Below are 20,682 nucleotides of genomic sequence, written 5' to 3'. Positions count from 1 at the left end.
AGCATTTAGGGCGCAGTTCAGAGGTGTGAAAAATGTAGAATTCTTCCTATTTAGACTAACAACAATTTTTGCATAAACACAACAATTGTTCCTGATCCGGTAAAATGATAAAGCTACGTGGTATATCGAGATAAATCACTAATAACAAGCAATCTCTGTTCTGGGTATTCAAAACAAATCTAAGCCTTGATATTAATGTTCATTATATTTTGAAGATAAACAAACGACGAACCAAAACTGGTTCTGTCGTTTGCTATACAATTTCCTGATAATTACATCAAAAACTTCAAAAAAGTATTTTGTGTTTAAAGTAAGTTTTTTCTATAACTACCAATGGTTTTCATAAACTTCATTAAGTATTTCTACCAACTTATCTTCCGATACCGGTTTTACAACATACCCCGTAAGTTCGTCAAATTCCTGGGCACGCACTTTATCCCTTTCCCTTTCAGAAGAGGTTACCAAGTAAATATGTACTTTGTCGTTTATCTTATCTTTCAATTCTTTGAATTCCCGTAAGAATCCCCAGCCATCTAAGAATGGCATATTTACGTCCAATAGAATAACCCCTGGCAATTCGGTTTGTTCACTTACGCAGTTGCTTACATAATCGAACGCCTTTTCACCATCAGTGAACGATTTTACGGTTAAATTTTCTGAAATACCATCTATCAGGCGTTCTGTCAAGTAGAGATAAATTTCATCATCGTCTACAAGTAGAATACTAGCTTTTTTCATGTCAGTTGATGTTAGTTGCTAATTACTTCTCTTAAGGTTAAAAACTTGATTGTTAACTAAAAATGTTTAATAATATTACATAATCTTCAGTATTAAGTTAAAAATTTATCTTGAATTTTGTTCCTTTTCCTTCAATACTTTTTGCACTAATGGTGGCTCCTACCTCCTCTAATTGGGTTTTGACCATAAAAAGCCCCATACCCTTACCTGAAATATTTCGATGGAATTTTTTGTACAACTTGAAAAGGTCATCGCCATAGCGTTCCATATTAATTCCCAGACCATTGTCTTCAACATATAGAATTTTTCGATTATTTTCAACTTCACTTCTAAAAACCAAATACGATTCAATTTCAGTATTTCTATATTTTATGGCATTGGAAATTAAATGGCGAATAACACTTTGCAAATGATATTTAGATGAGTTAACCGTTTTCCATTCCTGCAACTCATAAACTATTTTAAAATTACTGAGACCGGTCATTAATTCGGGAAAGTCACCGCGTAGACCTTGAATAAGGGCATATACGTTAATCTCTTGTAATTCAGTATCTTCGTAGTCAACTGCCGTCACGTATTCTTTAATATCTTCTGTAAGACGGCCGATACTATCTGAAAGAATATGAAGCTTGGGCAGAAGCGTTTTAATGTTCTCTTCATTCTCTTCTTTTTTGATGACATCTATTATTAATGACATACTTGTAACCGGTGCCCTTAAATTATGGGATATTAAATAACTAAACTGCTCTAACTGCTCATTTTTAACTCTTAACCGCTGGTTCGTTTTTTTGACTACATCATTTATTGTTTTCAAGCTTTCTTGATTAATCAATAAGGCTTTATTTTTTTCTTCTATTCTGTTGAATAGGTCTCTTTTTTTAGATTGATATTTATTAAAACCATAGGAGATGCCCGACAGAGCAAGTATGGAAAACAGATGCAACACTATAAAGTTTTGATATAGGGGCCATAAGCCAGCACTTATCGCTTCAGGCGGCATTTCTCGAACTACGGCCCATTCGGTTGCCTGGATTATTTTCTTTGGGGCCAAGTAAGCAGCACTTTTATTGAGTTCTCCATTGGTCATAAGTACTTTATGAAGGCTCCAAACCCTACCATCTTCAAAAAAGGTGGTGTCTTTTCTTGAGCGTAGCCCCCTCTCATTCAATTTTTTTAAATTACTATCAAGTGTATCTCCGCTCTTATTCACTTCGAACATCATTGTTTTATCGCCGATACTTGATGCAATAATGTTATGTTCCGAGTCAATAACATATGTATTGCCATCAGGTCTTGTACTTGTGAGTATACCAAGTACATCTTGCATACGAAAATTAATGACGATTAAACCAGTTCTTTGATTTAAAGAATCATATATAGGCCCAACGGTTCGAAGAACAGGTTTATGGGGTTTCTCAATAATGCCATCTTCTCGATTCAAATTTATACGAGATAGGTAAATTTCACCCTTTTTCAAGTTCAATCCTTGTTTGACATATTCGCTGTCAACCTTGTTTTGCAAAGGAGCCAACTCCATTTTTTGACCTAAATTACTTTGATACCTCAGCAATTCTTTTCCTTCCAAATCAATAATTCGAAACTGATCGTAGAAACCAATATTTTTAATGACTTCAATATATGGATGCAGGAAACTCGAGTGCTTATTCTTAGGATCAAATGAAGGCGGATAGACTATAGAAGACCAATAATTAGTATTATGAATCAGATAATGACAAACATCACTTAAGAGATAGGTTTTATTTCTGGAAATAGAGTCTTCTCTTTTTTTTATGGTGGCAATTCTTTCTTCTTTATGCCCCATCAACATTAGTAGGGAAATAACTAATAATGGTATATAAAGTAATAGAAAAATATTGAAATACTTCTTCCACATAAAGTTTTGAACTGCTAAAAGACTACAGTACTATATTGAGAATTTGGGGAGGGGCAGCAAGTAATCAATAATAGAATACTTTTTCTAAAGTACATTTTTTCTCACGATAAAATGTTAATATAAATAAAAATTATAGTGGTATCGAGCACACCTATTAAATAAAATAGTTTATAAGTTAAAACACAGAGTTCAGATGGCATAAAAGCGGTTTTTTCACCTAGAAACCTTTGGTTGCACCCGTATAGCACATCATTCGAATACCACTAGGTAGTAGAAACAAATACTTAAAAAAGTAAAAGAAGACTGGTTATAAATACGCTGTCAACTTGTTCAAATCGATAACAACGACTATTTTTATTATGTCTGATTACTAACTCTTTGGTCAACTTTGTACTATGAAAAACGTATTTAATCTTCAGGTTTCAGAAGAGCTCATTTCAAGAGTGAATTCATTAACCCCAAAAACCCAAAATTTATGGGGCAAAATGAATGTGGCCCAAATGTTGGCCCATTGCAATGTTACTTATGATTTAGTTTATACGGATAAATACCCAAAGCCAAAAGGTTTTAAAAAGTTCATGATAAAGCTGTTTGCCAAAAGAATTGTTACCGGACCAAAACCTTACAAAAAAAATATGCGCACCGCACCTGTTTTTTTAGTAGTAGACGAACGCGATTTTGAAAAGGAAAAAGAATTATTGATCGACCATATTAAAAAAACACAGAAATTAGGTGCAGCGCATTTTGACAATAAAGAATCGCATGCTTTCGGCCCTCTCTCAACCCAAGAGTGGAATGTTTTGTTCTACAAACACCTTGACCACCATTTGCAGCAGTTCGGGGTTTAATTACAGTACTTTAATAGATAATCACAATTTGTGAAAATAAATTTTTACAAATTTCAGGTCGTGTATAACAATTTTCACAGGTTTCTCACCGCTTTTTGAGTTCGGCCTCCAAGTTTTCATTTTATGATTTTCAAGCCACACTAATCTAATTTTCCTATCTTTTATCTCTCAAAACCAACTTAAATCATGACCATTTACATTTTTGAATTTATTGGCACCTGCATGCTCATTCTCTTAGGCAACGGAATTGTAGCTAATCTTGTGCTAAAAGGCACCAAAGGCTCAGATTCCGGTTGGGTCGGTATTTCTATTGCATGGGGTATAGCCGTGTTTGTCGGTGTTTTTGTAAGTGCCGATGTTAGTGGAGCGCATCTCAACCCTGCGGTTACCCTAGGTTTGGCCACAGCAGGTAAATTTGATTGGTCATTGGTTCCAGGCTATATTATAGCTCAAATACTTGGTGCGATGATGGGCAACCTATTGGTATGGCTCAATTATAAAAAGCAATATGATGCCACTGATGATCAAGGTGCTATTCTAGCTACATTTTCAACATCACCCGCTATTCGTAGTCCGTTATGGAATTTAGTTACCGAAATTATAGGCACATTTGCTCTGGTATTTGGAGTTTTTTATATCGCTGGAGGAGCTATTTCAGATGAACCTGTATCTCTAGGGTCTTTAGATGCTTTACCGGTTGCTTTATTGGTCATGGGAATTGGTTTTGGCCTCGGCGGACCAACTGGATATGCCATAAACCCTGCACGAGATCTCGGCCCCCGGCTAATGCACGCTATTTTACCTTTGAAAGGTAAGGGAAGCAGTGATTGGTCTTACGCATGGGTACCAATCGTTGGGCCAATAATCGGAGGTTTCTTGGCAGCACTTGTATACCTACTCATCGGAGTTTAAATTATAACCAATGAAACATTTTATCACACTAATCGCGATTATGACTATAATCACCCCTATTCTTTCACAAGAAATTATCAATATTCCTCATGAAAAGGCAGAAGGTGTAACTTGGGCTACAAAAGAACGCCAATTTCATTCTGAAGTATGGGACACTCAAGTGGTTACCAATGTGTCAAAACCGACTATGCGGGTGTTTAAACCTGAAAACCCAAACGGTACAGCTATCATTATTGCCCCGGGTGGTGGGCTCTACGGTCTTAGTATTGAAAGTGAAGGCAATATGGTGGCCAAATGGTTGAACAATAAAGGTATTACCGCCTTTGTTCTAAAATATAGGCTTGTACCGACAGGTGAAGATGGCACTAAAGAAATAAGTGACGAAGGTGTAAACAACCCTGCTAGAATTGGGGAACGCATTAAACCTATTCTACCTATATCAATTGCAGATGGCCTATCAGCCGTGGCCTATGTACGAGAAAATGCCCAAATGTATGGTGTTGACGTTTCTAAAATAGGTTTTATGGGCTTTTCGGCCGGAGGGGCGGTAACCATGGGCGTTGCCTATTACGCAAATACCATAGACAAACCCGATTTTATCGTGCCCGTTTATCCGTGGACGACGGCATTCCCTGTACAAGATGCTCCAACCGATGCTCCCAAGATGTTGATTGTATGTGCTACTGACGATCCGCTAGGCTTGGCCAAGGGTAGTATTGCACTCTACAATTCATGGCTAAACAAAGGTTACCGTCCTGCATTACACATGTATTCTCAAGGGGGTCACGGATTTGGCATGAAAACCCAGGGGTTACCTTCTGACGATTGGATACAACGCTTCTACGACTGGGCCGTGGTTGAGAATATCGTTTCGACTTCTAAAAAGGACTGATTTTAATTCCTAAAAAATTAAAAGATTATTTGAAAAAAGGTACATTTTTGTCCGCATATTTTTTCATGCCCTCTTCGTTAATTTCTACTCCAATACCTGGTTTCTCCGATAGTTTTATAAAACCATCTTCTACCATTTCTCCGTCATAGGTAACGATTTCTTTATACATGGGATCTTTATGAAAATAAATCTGCCACTCAAGTATCATAAAATTGGGCACCGAGGCACAAACATGACATGAGGCCATTGCTCCTAGAAAAGACGCTACCATATGAGGAGCAAAAGGCACATAATAGAGATTGGCCAAATTAGCGATTCGTTGTGCTTCACCTAGCCCCCCGGCCTTTTGCAGGTCAGGCATGATAATATCGACTGCACCTGTTTCCAAAAGTGGCCTAAACCCATGGGCGAGGTAGTGATTTTCTCCAGCGCATATAGGCGTGCTAGTCGACTCCGTTATTTTTTTGTATGCATCAGTATTTTCAGCAGGTATAGGTTCTTCGAGCCACATCATATTTAAAGGCTCAAGCATCTTTGCGACCTTTTCACCTGTAATTGCATCGTATTTACCATGCATGTCTGCACATATATCGATGTTTGGCCCAACAGCCTCACGAGTAGCTGCCATTTGGTCGTACATACGCTGAATTTCCGCAGGGCCCGCCGTCCAATTATATTTATCATATTTATTAGGATCATTGGCCTGATCCAAATCAAACTTCACCGCCGTAAAGCCCATATCCACGGCTTCTTTGGCACTCGCTGCAAAATCTTCGGGTTTGGGAAGCCTGTTTTGATACAGTGCCGTATCCATATAAACCCTAATCTTGTCCCTGAATTTTCCTCCTAAAAGTTGATATACTGGGAGGTTCAGGGCTTTTCCCGCTAAATCCCACAGGGCAGTCTCGACAGCGGTCAAAACCGCAACGAACATTCCCGATTGTGCACCTTCAAAAAAACCGCTTCTTCGTATGTCTTCAAAAAGTCGATGAACGTTCAACGGGCTCTTTCCTTTTATTCGCTCTCCAAAACTTTTGACCAAATGATAAGTACCAGGGGTCGCGTCAACCCCCTCACCATGACCCACAATATCTTGGTTACTATAAATTTTTACGAAAAGACTATGGCCACCTCGTATGAACCCACATTTGATATCCGTTATCTTTAGATCGGATGGTGCCGACATTTTTGGGGTTCGCTCAATGGCATCTATATATTCTTTTCCATAATTGACCAACGGCAAAGTGGTCAAGGCTGTGGTGGCAACGGCTTTAGATAGAAAGTCTCTTCTTGAATTTTTCATAATCGGACAGTTTAATTGGATGATTCACAATTACTACGTAATCAAACCGAAGAAACCCTAAAAAATAACCGATATTTTTACTTAACTACCAAGTTCTGGTCTTTAACAGCTCTTGAATCTGTTCCTTGGGTACGGGAAGTTCATCAATATGAGCGTTCAACCATTGAGAGAAATCTTTTTCGATTTCATCTGACCAACGGTTATCAATTTCACCGGGGGTATACTTTTGCTCTCTAAGTCTTTGGTGACCGAACATATCGCGAAGCCGAACCACTTCTGAAATTTTGACCACTTTTTCTGCTAAATGGGGCGGAATGAAAATAACACCTCCATCTCGGCCCAAAACTACATCACCCGGAATTACGGTAGCCATACCTATTCGTGTAGGCGTGTTTATGCCTATCAAAGTGGTGTTCAAATCATCATCGGGATTGTTGAGATGGTGAGAAGGGTGATAGGTTCGAAAAAAGGAGGTAAAACCGCCGATTTCTTTAAGACCGTTTATATCACGTATGGCCCCGTCATAGACGATTCCGTTACCTGTTTTCGCATAAATGGAATTTCCCAAATTATCTCCTATGGTGGGTCCATCTACATGTGCACCGAACTGATCTACTACATAAACATCTCCTTTTTGAAGCAAATCAATGGTCCAAGCATTTTGAGATTTTATTCGCCCGTCTTGATTATGCCCTCGATCATCTATAACACGATGTATATCGGGCCTACCTGGCATAAATACAGCTGTAACCGCTCTACCTACAAGCACACTATCAGGGTTAATGGTCTGCCAATCTTCTGCATACTGATACTTAAAATTTTCACCTTTGAGTACTGCCCAAGCTTCTTCTATGGTAACACCTTTCATTCGCTTTAAGATATCGTCCGAAACCTTCGGCCTACCATCTTCGAAACGCTCCCCTTTCCATTCCGGAGTTAAAAAAATAAGTTCTTCTTTACTTATCTGTTGTGCGGTCACGGCAAACACAGATCCTAGAAAAACTGTAAGACAAACGAGTGATTTGAAATAGGGTCTCATAAGAAATAATTTAAGCTGGTTCATATTGATATGGTTGAGCCATTCATTAACGATTCATAGTGAACTTATTACGTATCCCACGGTCGACACCCTAAGAATACTTTGAACAGAGGTAAATAAAAACTAACTTGTAACACTCAAATATACCCTATGAAATACCTTCTTTTTACACTATTATTGCTCATATCTTCTGTTGCCCTAGCTCAAGATGCACAACGATATAAAAATCAAGTCGAGAAAATTGAAATGAAGTATGATTCTATATGGAACCCCGCGAAGGAGACTATTGTTTTTACAGGAAGTTCAAGTGTTCGTATGTGGAAAGACCTTCAAGAGCGTTTCCCCAACCATCAAATCATCAATTCCGGTTTTGGAGGTTCGCAGGCATCTGATCTCCTGTATTTTTCCGATAATCTTATTTTGAAATACAAGCCGAAAAAAGTCTTTATCTACGAAGGTGATAATGATATATCGGCCAATAAACGCCCCAACGAAATCATAAGTACCACACAACAGATAATTAGCCTTATCAAAGAACGTGACCCGTCGACCGAAATAGTTATTATATCGGCCAAACCAAGCATTTCTAGATGGAAATTAAAAGGAAAATACAAAAGACTCAATAGAAAATTCAGAAGGCTAGCCAAAAAAGATGACCTTTTGAACTATGCAGATGTGTGGACACCTATGATGAACGGAAGAAAGTTGCAACAAGATATTTTTATTGAAGACGGCCTTCATATGAATGCAAAAGGCTACGAAATCTGGTTTCAGGTGATGAGAGAATTCATAGAGTAGTAAACCTCTTCAAGTAAGGTTGACCAAAACAAACCCATTATAAATCAAATATTGCAAACCAAAATGAAATCAAACCTAATCAAGAGTCTAATTATATGTTGCGGATTTGTAGCATTTCTATCTTGCGAACCTGAAAAAAAGAAACGGGTTCTGAATCTACCAAAATCAGATTTGGCCATGGAAAATATGATTCCCATGCCTAAAAAAGTAGTTGCCACAGAAAATGCTTTCGCCTTAGATGAGTTTACCGCTATTTACACTTCTGAAAATGCCGACGGGTTTACCGAAGTGGGTGAATTTCTTTCAAAAAAGATAAAAGGCAAAACAGATTTGGATATTCCCGTAAATGTAGAAGAGATTCCGGGCAGAGAGGGTATCATATATATTAACCAATCAGATAGTTTAGAACTAAATGCGCCTGAAGCCTACCAATTATATATCACGGCCGATTCCGTAATTTTGAATTCCAATACGGCCGAAGGTGCTTTTAGGGGTGTTCAAACTTTACGACAGATTATACCCGAAGTAAGTCTTGATACCATTGCCGATTACAAAGTGTGGCCTATACCCACCGGCAAAATTGTAGACAACCCTGTTTTTGAATACCGTGGCAGTATGCTCGATGTGGCACGCCACTTTTTTAGCGTTGAAGATGTAAAAAAGTATATAGACCTTTTAGCTTACTATAAATATAATGTACTTCATCTTCATTTGACCGATGACCAAGGGTGGCGAATTGAAATTAAATCTTGGCCTAAACTTACTGAAATTGGCGGAAGCACTGAGGTCGGTGGCGAATCCGGTGGGTTTTTTACCCAAGAAGAATACACCGATATCGTAAATTATGCGGCAGAACGCTTCATTACGGTAATACCTGAATTTGATATGCCCGGCCACACTAACGCAGCTTCCGTAGCCTACCCCTTTCTAAACGGTAACGGCAAGAAAGTCGAACTGTATGAAGGCACCCATGTGGGTTTTAGCACCTTCGACACCCGAAAAGATACGGTCTACGCATTTATCGACGACGTGGTAAGAGAAATTTCAGCTATAACCCCAGGCCCTTATTTTCACATTGGTGGCGACGAAAGCCATGTTACAAAAAAGAAAGATTATATCTATTTTGTAGAGAAGGTCGAGAAAATCGTTCAAAAATATGGTAAGACCATGATCGGGTGGGATGAGATAGTAACCGCCGATGTTGATTCAAAGTCAATTGCACAATTTTGGTCAAGTAAAGAAAATGCCGATTTGGCGGTTGAAAAAGGAATGAAAATAATCATGTCTCCTGCCAAAAAAGCCTATTTAGATATGCAATATGACTCCCTATCAAAACACGGACTTCATTGGGCTGCTTTTATTCCTACAGACTCTGCATATATTTGGACACCAGAGCAGTACGAAGGCATACCGGTAGAAAACATTCTAGGTATCGAGGCCCCTTTATGGTCTGAAACCGTAAGTAATATTGATGAAGTAGAGTACCTGGCTTTTCCTCGGGCCATCGGTTATTCTGAACTAAGTTGGTCGACCCCTGAGAATCGTGATTGGGAAAGCTACAAGGTACGTTTGGCAAATCAAGCACCTTTCTTGGATAGAATGGATGTAAAATACTACCCATCACCACTTATCGAGTGGAAGAAAAGTAAATACACTTATAAAGAAATTAAAAAAGACTAAGGTATAATTCTTAAGACTAATGAAGGTAAAAGTCGGCTTGGTGCAAGAGAGTCCCGTATTTTTTGACAAGGATAAAACCTTGGATAAAACGGAAGCTTTAGTGCGCCAATACGCCAACGAGGGCTGCCAATTGTTAATGTTTCCGGAATCATTTATTCCGGGCTACCCAAGAGGTTTTGACTTCGGCACTAAAATCGGAAGACGTACGCAACAAGGTCGTGAACTGTATGCGAAATATTATGACAATAGTATTGATGTAGAAGGCCCAGAAATAAAACGCCTGGAAAAACTGGCAAAAACTAATACTGTTTATCTCGTAATTGGTATTACCGAAAAACAAAAGACCAACAATAGTCTCTATTGTTCGATGGTCTATATCTCGCCTACCGATGGGCTGCTGGGCGTACACAGAAAAATAAAACCTACAGGGTCTGAACGTCTTATTTGGGCAGAGGCCGATGGAGAATCTTTAGTCACCTACCAAACTAAAATAGGCAGGTTGGGCGGTCTTATTTGCTGGGAGAACTATATGCCCTTGGCCAGAATGGCCATGTATCAAAAAGGTGTGGAAATATATTTGGCTCCCACAGCGGATTCACGTGATGGGTGGACGGCGACACTGCGTCATATAGCCCTCGAAGGGCGTTGCTTTGTTTTGGGCTGCAACCAATATTTTACTAAAGATATGTACCCTGAAGAATATAAAAAACTTGTGGTTGATGCGTCTGAAGCACTATGCCGTGGTGGAAGTATTATCGTTAATCCATTGGGAGAAGTAATTGCGGGGCCTCTATTCGACAAAGCTGGACTACTTACCGCAGAACTGAATCTTAACGAGCTGACCGAAAGTAAGTTTGATTTTGATGTAATCGGTCATTATTCGCGAAACGATATATTCAAATATCAAGCTATAAACCAGCCTGATACGAGGGCTGAAAAGAACTGAAAACAATTGATCAAAAAAAGAAAAGCCCTCTACCGAGGGCTTTTCTTTTTACTCTTCTTCAGAAGCTCCTTCTTTTTTCTCAGAAAAATCGGTTATTCCGTTCTCGAGCAATATATTATACCATTGAATCACTTTCTTGATATCACTGGCATACACTCTATCTTCATCGTAGTTCGGTAGTATTTCAAAGAAATACTCTTCTAACTTAATCTTTTCTTCTTTATGCCCAATGGAAGTTTTGCCCCCTTTTTCCTTCACCTGTATCTTTAGAAAAACTTCACGAAGTGGTAGTTCTTCATCTAAAGTATAAATAGCAATTTCAGAAAGCACACTAACGTTACTGCGCATACTTACTGTAATGCGTTTCTTGTCTAATAAAGATTCGGCAACAAAACCGTTTCGTGTCTGTGTTACCAATTTATAAAGGCCTGGCTTGCCCCCAATAGATAAAACTTTGTCTAAACTCATATAGAAATTTCCGTTTTAGGAGCGCAAATATTATACTTTTCGGTGGATTACGATAAAAATTTAACGTCCTTTTTTCATGTTAGGAAAACGCATTCGATAATCGACGTTTATCTTTCCTTTAGAAATATTGTTCAGCCGCCCTTTAATCATTCGCTTCTTTAAAGGCGAAAGTTTATCGGTAAAGAGTATGCCCTCAATATGATCATATTCATGCTGAATTACCCTTGCCAAAAGTCCATTATAGGTCTCGGTATGCTCTTTGAAATTTTCGTCGAAATAAGTAATGGTCAATGTATCTTTACGTTTCACATCTTCCCTAACATCGGGTATACTAAGACATCCTTCGTTAAATGCCCATTCTTCACCCCTTTCTTCAGTAATATATGCATTAATAAAAGTCTTCTTAAAACCGTTCAATTGCTTTTGCTCCTCAGGCGAAAGCTCCTCATCATTGGCAAAAGGTGTAGTATCGACCAAAAATAAACGTACAGGCAAACCGATTTGGGGAGCAGCCAAACCGACTCCGCTGGCATTATACATAGTTTCCCACATATTGTCTAGCAAATCGTTAAGCTTTGGGTAATTTTCAGGTATTTCTTTAGCTACTTTACGAAGCACTGGGTCACCATATGCTACAATAGGTAAAATCATTTAATCTTGTTTAAATAGTCTTGTAAAATAATAGTGGCACTAATCTCGTCGACCAAGCCTTTATCTCTGCGCTTTTTTTTCTTCACCCCCCCTGCTATCATGCTCTGCATGGCCAATTTTGAAGTAAACCGCTCATCTTGCCGCTCTATGGGTATTTCGGGATGTAACTTCTGAAGCTTTTCGATAAAGGGAACGATTAGGGCTTCCGATTGTGAGGGAGTGTTGTTCATTTGCTTCGGCTCGCCAATGATGAACTTTTCAACATTCTCAGCAACTACGTAATCCTTCAGAAAATCGAACAATTTTGAAGTTGATACCGTCGTCAAACCAGAAGCGATCAATTGTAATTCATCGGTAACGGCAATTCCTGTTCTTTTCTGTCCAAAATCCAATGCCAACAACCTACCCACGCCAAAATTTTTGGCAAAAATAACTTTTAAAATGTTATAAGCGTAAAATTGAGGCTTGAAATCCTAAATGACCAATTATATTTGCATCGCCTTATGGCCTACAAAAGTAAATATTCAGTTGGGGCTAACTAGAAGAAATATTTCAGATTTTACATTAATCTGATAGCCGAAACAACTATAAACTTAAAATAAACGTGCACTATGACCGAATTAAGAAAGACCATCGAAAATGCTTGGGACAACAGAGAGCTTTTAAAAGAACAAGATACTCAATCTGCCATTCGTCAAGTTATCAACTTGTTAGACCTTGGTGAACTTCGCTGCGCAGAACCTACTGAGAATGGTTGGCAGATAAACGAATGGGTCAAGAAAGGAGTAGTACTTTATTTTCCCATTCAAAAAATGGAAACACTTGAAGCAGGTATTTTCGAATATCACGATAAAATTCCATTGAAAAAAGGATACAAAGAAAAAGGAATCAGAGTGGTACCGCACGCCGTGGCGAGACATGGAGCTTATATATCATCAGGAACTATTTTAATGCCAAGCTACGTAAACATTGGCGCATACGTCGATGAAGGTACCATGGTCGATACTTGGGCAACGGTTGGTAGTTGTGCGCAAATAGGCAAAAATGTACACCTCAGTGGTGGTGTTGGTATCGGAGGGGTATTAGAGCCTTTACAGGCATCTCCGGTTATCATCGAAGACAATGCGTTTATCGGTTCACGATGTATTGTTGTTGAAGGTGTAAAGGTAGAGAAAGAAGCAGTACTCGGTGCGAATGTGGTCCTTACCGCCTCAACGAAAATTATAGATGTTACAGGTGACAGCCCAGTTGAAATGAAAGGTAGGGTTCCTGCTCGCTCAGTTGTTATACCGGGTAGTTATACAAAAAAGTTTGCGGCAGGAGATTTTCAAGTGCCTTGCGCTTTGATCATCGGAACCAGAAAAGAGAGTACTAACAAGAAAACATCATTGAACGATGCCCTACGTGAATACGACGTTGCAGTCTAAAATGTAAGATTTTTTTGATTAAATATAATTTTTTTGTTTTTTAATTGTTATAGTTGAGTAGTATCTTATTTAAGTATGGAAACGCAACCTTTTCTAAACTTTTTAATCTACATATTAGAAGACCACCCAAACCTAAAGCTTAACGATGCCGAAAGAAAGACAAAAAGTATCAGCATTAATCATAACCCACAATGAAATTGGGTATATTGAGAAGTGTATTGAATCAGTAGAGTTTGCCGACGAAATTATTGTTGTAGATTCTTATAGTACCGATGGTACATTCGAATTTTTGAAGGCGCACCCTAAGGTGAAGGTCATTCAACATCCATTCTCGAACTTCACACTTCAAAAATCTTTTACGCTGAAACAAGCAACAAATGATTGGGTATTATTTTTAGATGCAGATGAAGTGGTATCTGAAAAATTGAAGGCTGAAATTACCGAAACGGTCAATAGTGGTACCGACATTTCAGCTTTTTGGTTTTACAGAAAGTTCATGTTTGCCAACAAACCATTAAACTTTAGTGGTTGGCAGACCGATAAAAATTATAGATTGTTCAGAAAAAGTAAGGCAAATTTTTCTGACAAAAAAATAGTACACGAAACCCTTGATGTTATTGGTAAGTCAAGTATTCTAAAAGAAAAACTGACCCATTACTGCTATAAAAGTTTTGAAGATTATAAGTCAAAAATGCTTAAATACGGCAGATTGAAGGCGAAAGAAGATTTTTATCGAGAAAATCGATATAACCTATTATCATTGGTATTTAAACCTCTATGGAAGTTTTTCAACCACTACATCATACGTTTGGGCATATTAGATGGTAAAAAGGGAGTGGTTATTTGTTACCTCAATGCTTTAGGTGACCTTGAAAGATATAGAGAATTGAAAAAACTAGAAAAAAAGAACGAGTTAGCCTACTATTTGGTTATGCCGTGATACGTCCAAACACTTTTATTCTGTTTGACCTCTTTTCTTATCACCTGATTTTTGGCAATCGCTTCGGGCGTTCTATAACCGCGTTCATGATCTAAATGGACACATACCGCACTGTAGCGTAATTGCTTTGATTTAACACCATAGTTAAATAGACGTTCACCAAATTCACGGTCTTCTCCCCCGTACTGCATTCGTTCATCAAAGCCGTTTATATTATATATATCTTTTTTCCAACCTGAAGAATTATGACCGTTCCAGCTCGCATTTGTTGGGGTAAATGTATTAAACAGGGTTGAGATAAAACCTCGGGCTGTAAGCTTGTTGTTCTTAAAAGTTTTTGGTATTCCTTTTTCCTTTAACCATTGAATATTAAAGCAGTTCTGCTTCTCAATGTCTTCCAAAGTAATTATGTTCGAAATGTTCATGGGTAGCATATAATATCCACCAGAAATAAAATAACCAGGTTCTTTATTAATATAATGCACCTGCACAAAATCTTCTCGAGGTATACAGTCACCGTCGGTCATGATAATATATTCTGTACTGCAAGCTTGAACACCTTTGTTCAGTATGCGACATTTTTGAAAGCCGTCATCTTCTTGCCATACATGCTTAATATCATACGATACCTTGTTACGATATTTTTCAATCAATGCTTTGGTTTCTTCCCCTGAACCATCATCAGCAACGATAAGTTCAAAATCTTTATAGGTTTGACAGTTGAAACCCCAAAGAACTTTCTCAAGCCAATCTGGTTTATTGTAAGTACTGACTATGACACTTACCGTGCTCATTAATGATTGATTTAATTTTAACTACTTTTGCAAATGTAGTTTTTTGCGTTCCATCTCCAATACTATTTCATCGAATTATATGAAGCGAACCTATGTAGGCTCCACTATTTATCACATTTATCTGTCGCTTTTGCACATACTGAAAGATGGGTCGAGCAATCAAAATAATAGGGGCGAAAACCTTCTTTTTCTTGTACAAAGCACTCCATTTATAGAGACCCTGATACCCAACCTAAAAGAGAATTTTTTCAGGGATGTGCATATAATTTCTGAGCGCAAGAAACACATCATAGACCTTGGTAAATTCAACTATTCTTTTCGTAGAAAATCTAAGTTACCTCCATATTTAGAGACAAGACATCCTGTTCTAAAAACAGAACATTCGTTCATCTCAAGCTCGAATATTTACTTATGTGACACCGATTCATCTAAAAGTTATTTTCTTTATGAATTCGGTCAAAAAGGTATAAATATGATTGAGGATGGTGCACGAACGTACAGTCAGCGCCATACGCCATTTGAACAATTTTATAAAAACTATCTCACAAAAACGCCAATCGGCGGAGGTTTTGACAAGCAAATCATTACAATTCATGCTCAGTTTCCGAACAGATTACCAAGACCATTGCAAAAAAAAGCAGTTGAGCTTAATATTAAAAAAGAGGTTTCTAAGTTAGATTTCAAAACAAAAGAAGAATTGTTCAATATTTTTTTACCGGATGATACATTCGTCTTGGCAAAAGAAAACAATGCTCTTATTTTAACTCAACCTATTTCAGAAGACAAGGTCATCAATAGTGAAGTAGAAAAAATAGAAATCTATAGAGATATTATCTCAAAAGTACCTCAAAACCTGAACATAGTTTTGAAAACCCACCCTAGAGAAATTACTAAATATAAAGACTATTTTGAAGATGTAACTATTTTACCTGCTCTTTTTCCTATCGAGATACTTGGTCTCAAAGAAGGGTTTTACTTCGAGCAAGGTTACACCTTGTTCTCTACAGCTCTTTCAAATCTTGAAATCGTAAATGAGCGTTTTTTCATGGGTAAAGATTATTTGGATAAATTTACGGTCAAAGCCACCCGAGACCTTATACAAAATATGATAATAGACAGCTAGAAAAAGAAAAAATGTCAAATAAATCAGTAGGATTCATTCCTCTTAGAAAAAACTCAAAAGGTATTCCGGGTAAGAACAAGAAAAAGTTGCTAGGCAGACCTCTTTTCACCTGGGTACTCACAGAAGCTATATTTTCAAAACTCGATGAAGTTTTCGTCTTTACCGACGATAATGATATAATTGATTATATAGCCCAAAATTTTGCATGGTCAAAAAAAGTAAAGACTTTAAAACGTTCACAACAAAATGCATCGGACACTTCTACGACCGAATCTGCCATATTAGAATTCTGTGAACTTATCGACACAGATTTTGATATTTTTTGTCTTCTGCAGGCCACTTCACCTCTTACAAAAAGGAAAGATATAGATGCCGCCTTAGACAAACTGGAAAATGAAAAACTTGATGCCGTTTTGAGTGTTGTAAATACTCATCGATTTATCTGGTCGAAAGATGGTAAACCTTTAAATTACGATTTTGAAAATCGTCCAAGAAGACAAGATTTCGAAGGTCTATTAATAGAAAACGGAGCAGTTTATTGTACTACCAAAAAAGCATTACTTGCGTCTAAAAACCGATTAAGTGGTGATATTGGTGTTGTAGAGATGAATGAAGATACATTGGTCGAAATAGACTCTGAAACTGACTGGTTGGTAATCGAACAACTACTGATCTCAAAATCAAAATCAAACAAGAGTAACAAGAGAATAGATCATTTGGTGCTCGATGTTGATGGGGTATTTACTGATGGTCGGGTCACTTTCAATAGTGAGGGCGAGTTTTCTAAAGTTTTTGATATGCGAGACGGTATGGGTCTAGAAATATTAAGACAGCATGGGGTAAATATAATCGTTATGACATCTGAAAACTCGACCGTGGTGGCTCAACGCATGAAGAAATTAAAAATAGAAGATATTTTTCTTGGTATTAAAGACAAATACTCCCTCATCGAAAAGTTATGTGCCGAAAGAAAAATAACCCCACAAGAAATCGCATACATTGGTGACGATATCAACGATTTGAGCAATATGCTAAGAGCAGGTTGGTCTTTGTGCCCAGCCAATGCTACAAAACCGATTAAGTTTCATGCGGATATAGTACTGAAAAATAATTCCGCAGAGGGTGCCATTAGAGAGGCATCCGAATTTATTATCAACTACAATCTAAGATTTAATGACTTATAAAGAACCCTACGTTATTGCAGAAATTGGTTGCAACCATAAAGGTGATATGCAGACTGCAAAGGAACTTATCAATATGGCCAAAATTTTCGGCAATGCGAATGCTGTTAAATTTCAAAAGCGCAACAATAAAGAATTGCTGACTGAGGAGCAATATAAGGCCCCTCACCCCAACCCTATTAATTCATATGGGAGCACCTATGGTGCACATCGAGAATTTTTAGAGTTTGATGTAGCCCAACACCAAGAATTGAAAAACTATTGTGAAGAAGTAGGCATAACCTACTCTACTTCGGTTTGGGAAACAACCTCTGCAAAAGAAATAGCTGGCTTAAACCCAGATTTCATTAAAATTCCCTCAGCTTGTAATAATAATTATGACATGTTAGGTTGGCTCTGTGATTTTTATCAAGGTGAGATTCATATTTCTACAGGTATGACCACAAAAGATGAAATCGAAAACATTGTGCGTTTTTTTGGTGAAAGGGGTAGAAGCAAAGACTTGGTTGTGTACAACTGTACCTCTGGCTACCCCGTACCATTTAATGATGTTTGTCTCTTAGACATTTTAAAACTGCAAGAGAAATATGGTGAAAAAGTAAAGAGTATTGGTTTCTCGGGCCATCACTTGGGTATTGCTGTTGATGTGGCAGCATACACTTTGGGCGCCCATGTCATAGAACGACATTTTACATTAGACCGAACATGGAAAGGTACAGATCATGCTGCATCTTTAGAACCTATGGGTTTGAGAAAACTCTGTCGTGATCTTAAAGCAACTCATGAAGCACTCACTTACAAACAGAAAGATATTTTAGATATTGAGCGTGTGCAGCGAGAAAAATTGAAATATCAAAAATAATGGCTGTCGATTTCAAGAATGATTTGAACAACTGCATTAAGGTGCTTCAAAACGGCGGACTCATACTTTACCCGACCGATACGGTCTGGGGCATTGGCTGTGACGCCACCAATGAAGAAGCGGTAAAAAAAGTATATCATCTAAAAAATAGAATAGATAGCAAAGCCCTAATATGTTTGGTAGCTAACGATGCTATGCTCGAAAAGCATGTAGATAAAGTTCCTGAGCTTGCCTATGATCTGATTGACCTTTCTACAAAACCTACGACAATTATATATGAGTCTCCCAAAGGGGTTGCCAAGAATTTAGTTGCTGCCGATAATACCTTAGCTATTAGAGTGGCATCTGACAAATTTTGCCAGTACCTTATCAATAAATTCAAAAGACCTATCGTTTCCACTTCTGCAAACCTTTCGGGCTCACCAACACCTAAAAGTTTTTCTGAAATTTCCAATGAGGTTTTAAAAGGTGTTGACTATGTGGTAAATTTGCAGCCCGAACATGAAAATGCGGTACCATCGGCAATCATAAAATTGGGCAATGATGGAACTGTAAAAATTATTCGTAAGTAAAAAAATCAGTTCAAAAGACTAATTAGGGTCTTAATTACGCCTCTGACTAAAGAAAAAACCACATTTTGTGAATCATAAAGAAGCTTTAGAAAACCCTATTTTTAAAATTATTTCTGCAGCCGCCGAAGAATTGGGTGTGTCGTGCTATGTAATCGGTGGCTTTGTGAGAGACCATCTCTTAAAACGTGGAACCTCAAAAGACATTGATGTTGTTGCCGTGGGCAGCGGAATTGAATTGGCTCAAAAAGTAGCTTCATTATTGGATACTAAACCCCAGGTTTCGGTCTTCAAAAACTTTGGTACTGCTATGCTGAAACATAAGGGTATCGAACTTGAGTTTGTTGGTGCACGAAAGGAGAGTTATCATAGAGATAGTAGAAAACCCATTGTAGAAAATGGTAGCTTACAAGATGATCAGAATCGACGTGATTTTACAATTAATGCCCTTGCCCTATCTTTGAACAAAACAAGTTTTGGAACTCTTTTAGACCCTTTCAACGGTATTGATGATTTAGAAAATAAAATCATTAGAACTCCACTCGAACCGGGAATTACCTATTCAGATGATCCGCTCAGAATGATGCGTGCCGTTCGCTTTGCCACCCAATTAGACTTTACTATCGAATTAAAATCGCTGCAAGCGATAACGGCCCACAAAGACCGAATTAAAATCATATCAAAAGAGCGTATTGTTGATGAGCTACACAAAATTATGGTCAGTGCTAAACCTTCAAAAGGTTTAGCACTTTTACATAAAACCGAGCTTCTCTCCTATATTTTACCAGAGCTTACCGCCCTTCAGGGTATCGAAGAAATTGAAGGTCAACGACATAAAGACAATTTTTGGCATACGCTAGAGGTGGTCGATAATATTTCATCAGAAACAGATAACTTATGGCTACGCTGGGCCGCCTTGCTACATGATATTGGCAAAGCTCCTACAAAAAAATTTCACAAGCGAATCGGGTGGACTTTTCACGGTCACGAATTTGTAGGGTCAAAAATGGTCTATAAATTATTTAAGCGCCTTAGAATGCCGCTGAACGAGAAGATGAAATATGTTCAGAAAATGGTCTTAATGAGTTCAAGACCACAGGTACTTTCCGAAGATTTTGTTACAGATTCCGCAGTTCGCCGTTTAGTATATGAAGCGGGTGACCACGTCGACGACTTAATGACTCTTTGTGAGGCGGATATTACCACCAAAAATTCTAAGAAACAGAAAAAATATAAGAGTAACTTCTTGTTGGTACGTCAAAAAATAAAAGAAGTAGAGGAACGTGACCATATTAGAAATTTTCAACCTCCTGTAAGTGGTGAGGAAATTATGAAAACTTTCAACCTGAAACCCTCACGTGAAATAGGCATCATCAAAGACGCCATTAAAGAGGCTATTCTTGAGGGTGAGATTCCCAATGATTACAATGCTGCCAAAAATTTCATGTTAGATAAAGCAAAGGAGTTAGGCCTCATCCCCTAAGTTTAAGTATAACAAAGTACTTATAAAATTCTTACATAGCTCAGATAAAAAAGAGTAACTGAAGTTTTTTTTTGTTAGGTAAGGTAAAGTGGGCGAGTTGTCTTTCAACAGGTAATAAATTATCGAAAACTTTA

21 protein-coding genes are annotated in these 20,682 nt (G+C 37.9%); 13 read left to right on the top strand and 8 right to left on the bottom strand.

Annotated features, from left to right (window positions below; translation table 11 throughout):
• Positions 1 to 327: 327 nt before the first annotated feature.
• Positions 328 to 738, bottom strand: coding sequence for a response regulator (locus tag IV512_RS14575; protein WP_209404616.1), 411 nt, complete (start codon positions 736 to 738; stop codon positions 328 to 330).
• A 97-nt stretch (positions 739 to 835) separates the two neighbouring features.
• A complete protein-coding gene (locus IV512_RS14570; RefSeq protein WP_209404614.1) occupies positions 836 to 2,632 on the bottom strand; it encodes a sensor histidine kinase in 1,797 nt (598 codons plus the stop codon).
• Positions 2,633 to 3,027: 395 nt separating this feature from the next.
• Between IV512_RS14570 and IV512_RS14565 the strand changes: the two genes are divergently transcribed.
• From IV512_RS14565 to IV512_RS14555, 3 genes are all read left to right on the top strand, one after another.
• The gene (locus IV512_RS14565) at positions 3,028 to 3,480 is read left to right on the top strand and encodes a DUF1569 domain-containing protein (RefSeq protein ID WP_209404612.1); all 453 of its coding nucleotides are present in this window, start codon (positions 3,028 to 3,030) and stop codon (positions 3,478 to 3,480) included.
• Between the two features lie 186 nt (positions 3,481 to 3,666).
• Positions 3,667 to 4,392 carry an MIP/aquaporin family protein gene (locus tag IV512_RS14560; RefSeq protein WP_209404610.1) on the top strand — a complete coding sequence of 242 codons (726 nt, stop codon included), beginning with the start codon at positions 3,667 to 3,669 and terminating at the stop codon, positions 4,390 to 4,392.
• Positions 4,393 to 4,402: 10 nt separating this feature from the next.
• A complete protein-coding gene (locus IV512_RS14555) occupies positions 4,403 to 5,284 on the top strand; it encodes an alpha/beta hydrolase (protein WP_209404608.1) in 882 nt (293 codons plus the stop codon).
• Between the two features lie 25 nt (positions 5,285 to 5,309).
• Here the strand turns inward: IV512_RS14555 and IV512_RS14550 are convergent, their stop codons facing one another.
• Positions 5,310 to 6,587, bottom strand: a complete 1,278-nt coding sequence (locus IV512_RS14550) for a mandelate racemase/muconate lactonizing enzyme family protein (protein ID WP_209404606.1) — start codon at positions 6,585 to 6,587, stop codon at positions 5,310 to 5,312.
• 85 nt (positions 6,588 to 6,672) lie between these two features.
• Positions 6,673 to 7,626, bottom strand: coding sequence for an RraA family protein (locus tag IV512_RS14545; RefSeq protein WP_209404605.1), 954 nt, complete (start codon positions 7,624 to 7,626; stop codon positions 6,673 to 6,675).
• A gap of 150 nt (positions 7,627 to 7,776) precedes the next feature.
• On the opposite strand from IV512_RS14545, the gene IV512_RS14540 reads away from it, so the two are divergent.
• From IV512_RS14540 to IV512_RS14530, 3 genes are all read left to right on the top strand, one after another.
• Positions 7,777 to 8,424, top strand: coding sequence for an SGNH/GDSL hydrolase family protein (locus IV512_RS14540; RefSeq protein WP_209404603.1), 648 nt, complete (start codon positions 7,777 to 7,779; stop codon positions 8,422 to 8,424).
• 63 nt (positions 8,425 to 8,487) lie between these two features.
• Complete coding sequence (locus IV512_RS14535) at positions 8,488 to 10,104, top strand: family 20 glycosylhydrolase (protein ID WP_209404601.1); 1,617 nt, start codon at positions 8,488 to 8,490, stop codon at positions 10,102 to 10,104.
• Between the two features lie 19 nt (positions 10,105 to 10,123).
• Complete coding sequence (locus IV512_RS14530; protein ID WP_209404600.1) at positions 10,124 to 11,050, top strand: carbon-nitrogen hydrolase family protein; 927 nt, start codon at positions 10,124 to 10,126, stop codon at positions 11,048 to 11,050.
• A gap of 48 nt (positions 11,051 to 11,098) precedes the next feature.
• On the opposite strand, the gene IV512_RS14525 is transcribed toward IV512_RS14530, so the two are convergent.
• The 3 genes from IV512_RS14525 to ruvX are packed head-to-tail and all read right to left on the bottom strand — an operon-like array spanning position 11,099 to position 12,579.
• Positions 11,099 to 11,518: a DUF5606 domain-containing protein gene (locus tag IV512_RS14525; RefSeq protein WP_100869204.1), complete on the bottom strand. Its 420-nt coding sequence runs from the start codon at positions 11,516 to 11,518 to the stop codon at positions 11,099 to 11,101.
• 60 nt (positions 11,519 to 11,578) lie between these two features.
• Positions 11,579 to 12,169 (bottom strand): peptide deformylase, encoded by a 591-nt coding sequence (gene def, locus IV512_RS14520; protein WP_209404599.1) that lies wholly within the window; start codon positions 12,167 to 12,169, stop codon positions 11,579 to 11,581.
• Positions 12,166 to 12,579 carry a Holliday junction resolvase RuvX gene (gene ruvX, locus IV512_RS14515; RefSeq protein ID WP_209404597.1) on the bottom strand — a complete coding sequence of 138 codons (414 nt, stop codon included), beginning with the start codon at positions 12,577 to 12,579 and terminating at the stop codon, positions 12,166 to 12,168. Before ruvX ends, def begins: the two co-directional genes overlap by 4 nt.
• A 201-nt stretch (positions 12,580 to 12,780) precedes the next feature.
• Here ruvX and IV512_RS14510 point away from each other — a divergent pair, with 201 nt between their 5' ends.
• Positions 12,781 to 13,596, top strand: a complete 816-nt coding sequence (locus IV512_RS14510) for a 2,3,4,5-tetrahydropyridine-2,6-dicarboxylate N-succinyltransferase (protein WP_100869207.1) — start codon at positions 12,781 to 12,783, stop codon at positions 13,594 to 13,596.
• 145 nt (positions 13,597 to 13,741) lie between these two features.
• Positions 13,742 to 14,536 carry a glycosyltransferase family 2 protein gene (locus IV512_RS14505; RefSeq protein ID WP_209404595.1) on the top strand — a complete coding sequence of 265 codons (795 nt, stop codon included), beginning with the start codon at positions 13,742 to 13,744 and terminating at the stop codon, positions 14,534 to 14,536.
• Here the strand turns inward: IV512_RS14505 and IV512_RS14500 are convergent.
• Positions 14,518 to 15,330 carry a glycosyltransferase family 2 protein gene (locus IV512_RS14500; RefSeq protein WP_209404593.1) on the bottom strand — a complete coding sequence of 271 codons (813 nt, stop codon included), beginning with the start codon at positions 15,328 to 15,330 and terminating at the stop codon, positions 14,518 to 14,520. The two genes, IV512_RS14505 and IV512_RS14500, sit on opposite strands and share 19 nt — an antisense overlap.
• Positions 15,331 to 15,409: 79 nt before the next feature.
• Between IV512_RS14500 and IV512_RS14495 the strand changes: the two genes are divergently transcribed.
• From IV512_RS14495 to IV512_RS14475, 5 genes are all read left to right on the top strand, one after another.
• A complete protein-coding gene (locus IV512_RS14495; protein WP_209404591.1) occupies positions 15,410 to 16,453 on the top strand; it encodes a glycosyltransferase family 52 in 1,044 nt (347 codons plus the stop codon).
• Positions 16,454 to 16,464: 11 nt separating this feature from the next.
• Complete coding sequence (locus IV512_RS14490; protein ID WP_209404589.1) at positions 16,465 to 17,637, top strand: acylneuraminate cytidylyltransferase; 1,173 nt, start codon at positions 16,465 to 16,467, stop codon at positions 17,635 to 17,637.
• A complete protein-coding gene (locus IV512_RS14485; protein WP_209404587.1) occupies positions 17,627 to 18,496 on the top strand; it encodes an N-acetylneuraminate synthase family protein in 870 nt (289 codons plus the stop codon). The genes IV512_RS14490 and IV512_RS14485 overlap by 11 nt, the downstream gene beginning before the upstream one ends.
• Positions 18,496 to 19,068 (top strand): L-threonylcarbamoyladenylate synthase, encoded by a 573-nt coding sequence (locus tag IV512_RS14480; RefSeq protein ID WP_209404585.1) that lies wholly within the window; start codon positions 18,496 to 18,498, stop codon positions 19,066 to 19,068. The genes IV512_RS14485 and IV512_RS14480 overlap by 1 nt, the downstream gene beginning before the upstream one ends.
• A 67-nt stretch (positions 19,069 to 19,135) precedes the next feature.
• Entirely contained in the window at positions 19,136 to 20,548 is a 1,413-nt protein-coding gene (locus tag IV512_RS14475; RefSeq protein WP_209404583.1) for an HD domain-containing protein, read from the top strand.
• The last annotated feature ends 134 nt before the right edge of the window (positions 20,549 to 20,682 follow it).

The sequence above is a fragment of the Pseudozobellia sp. WGM2 genome (assembly GCF_017810075.1).
Taxonomy (GTDB): domain Bacteria; phylum Bacteroidota; class Bacteroidia; order Flavobacteriales; family Flavobacteriaceae; genus JADNYK01.
Note: the sequence above shows the minus strand (reverse complement) of the source record. Positions and strands in the feature narration are given on the sequence as shown.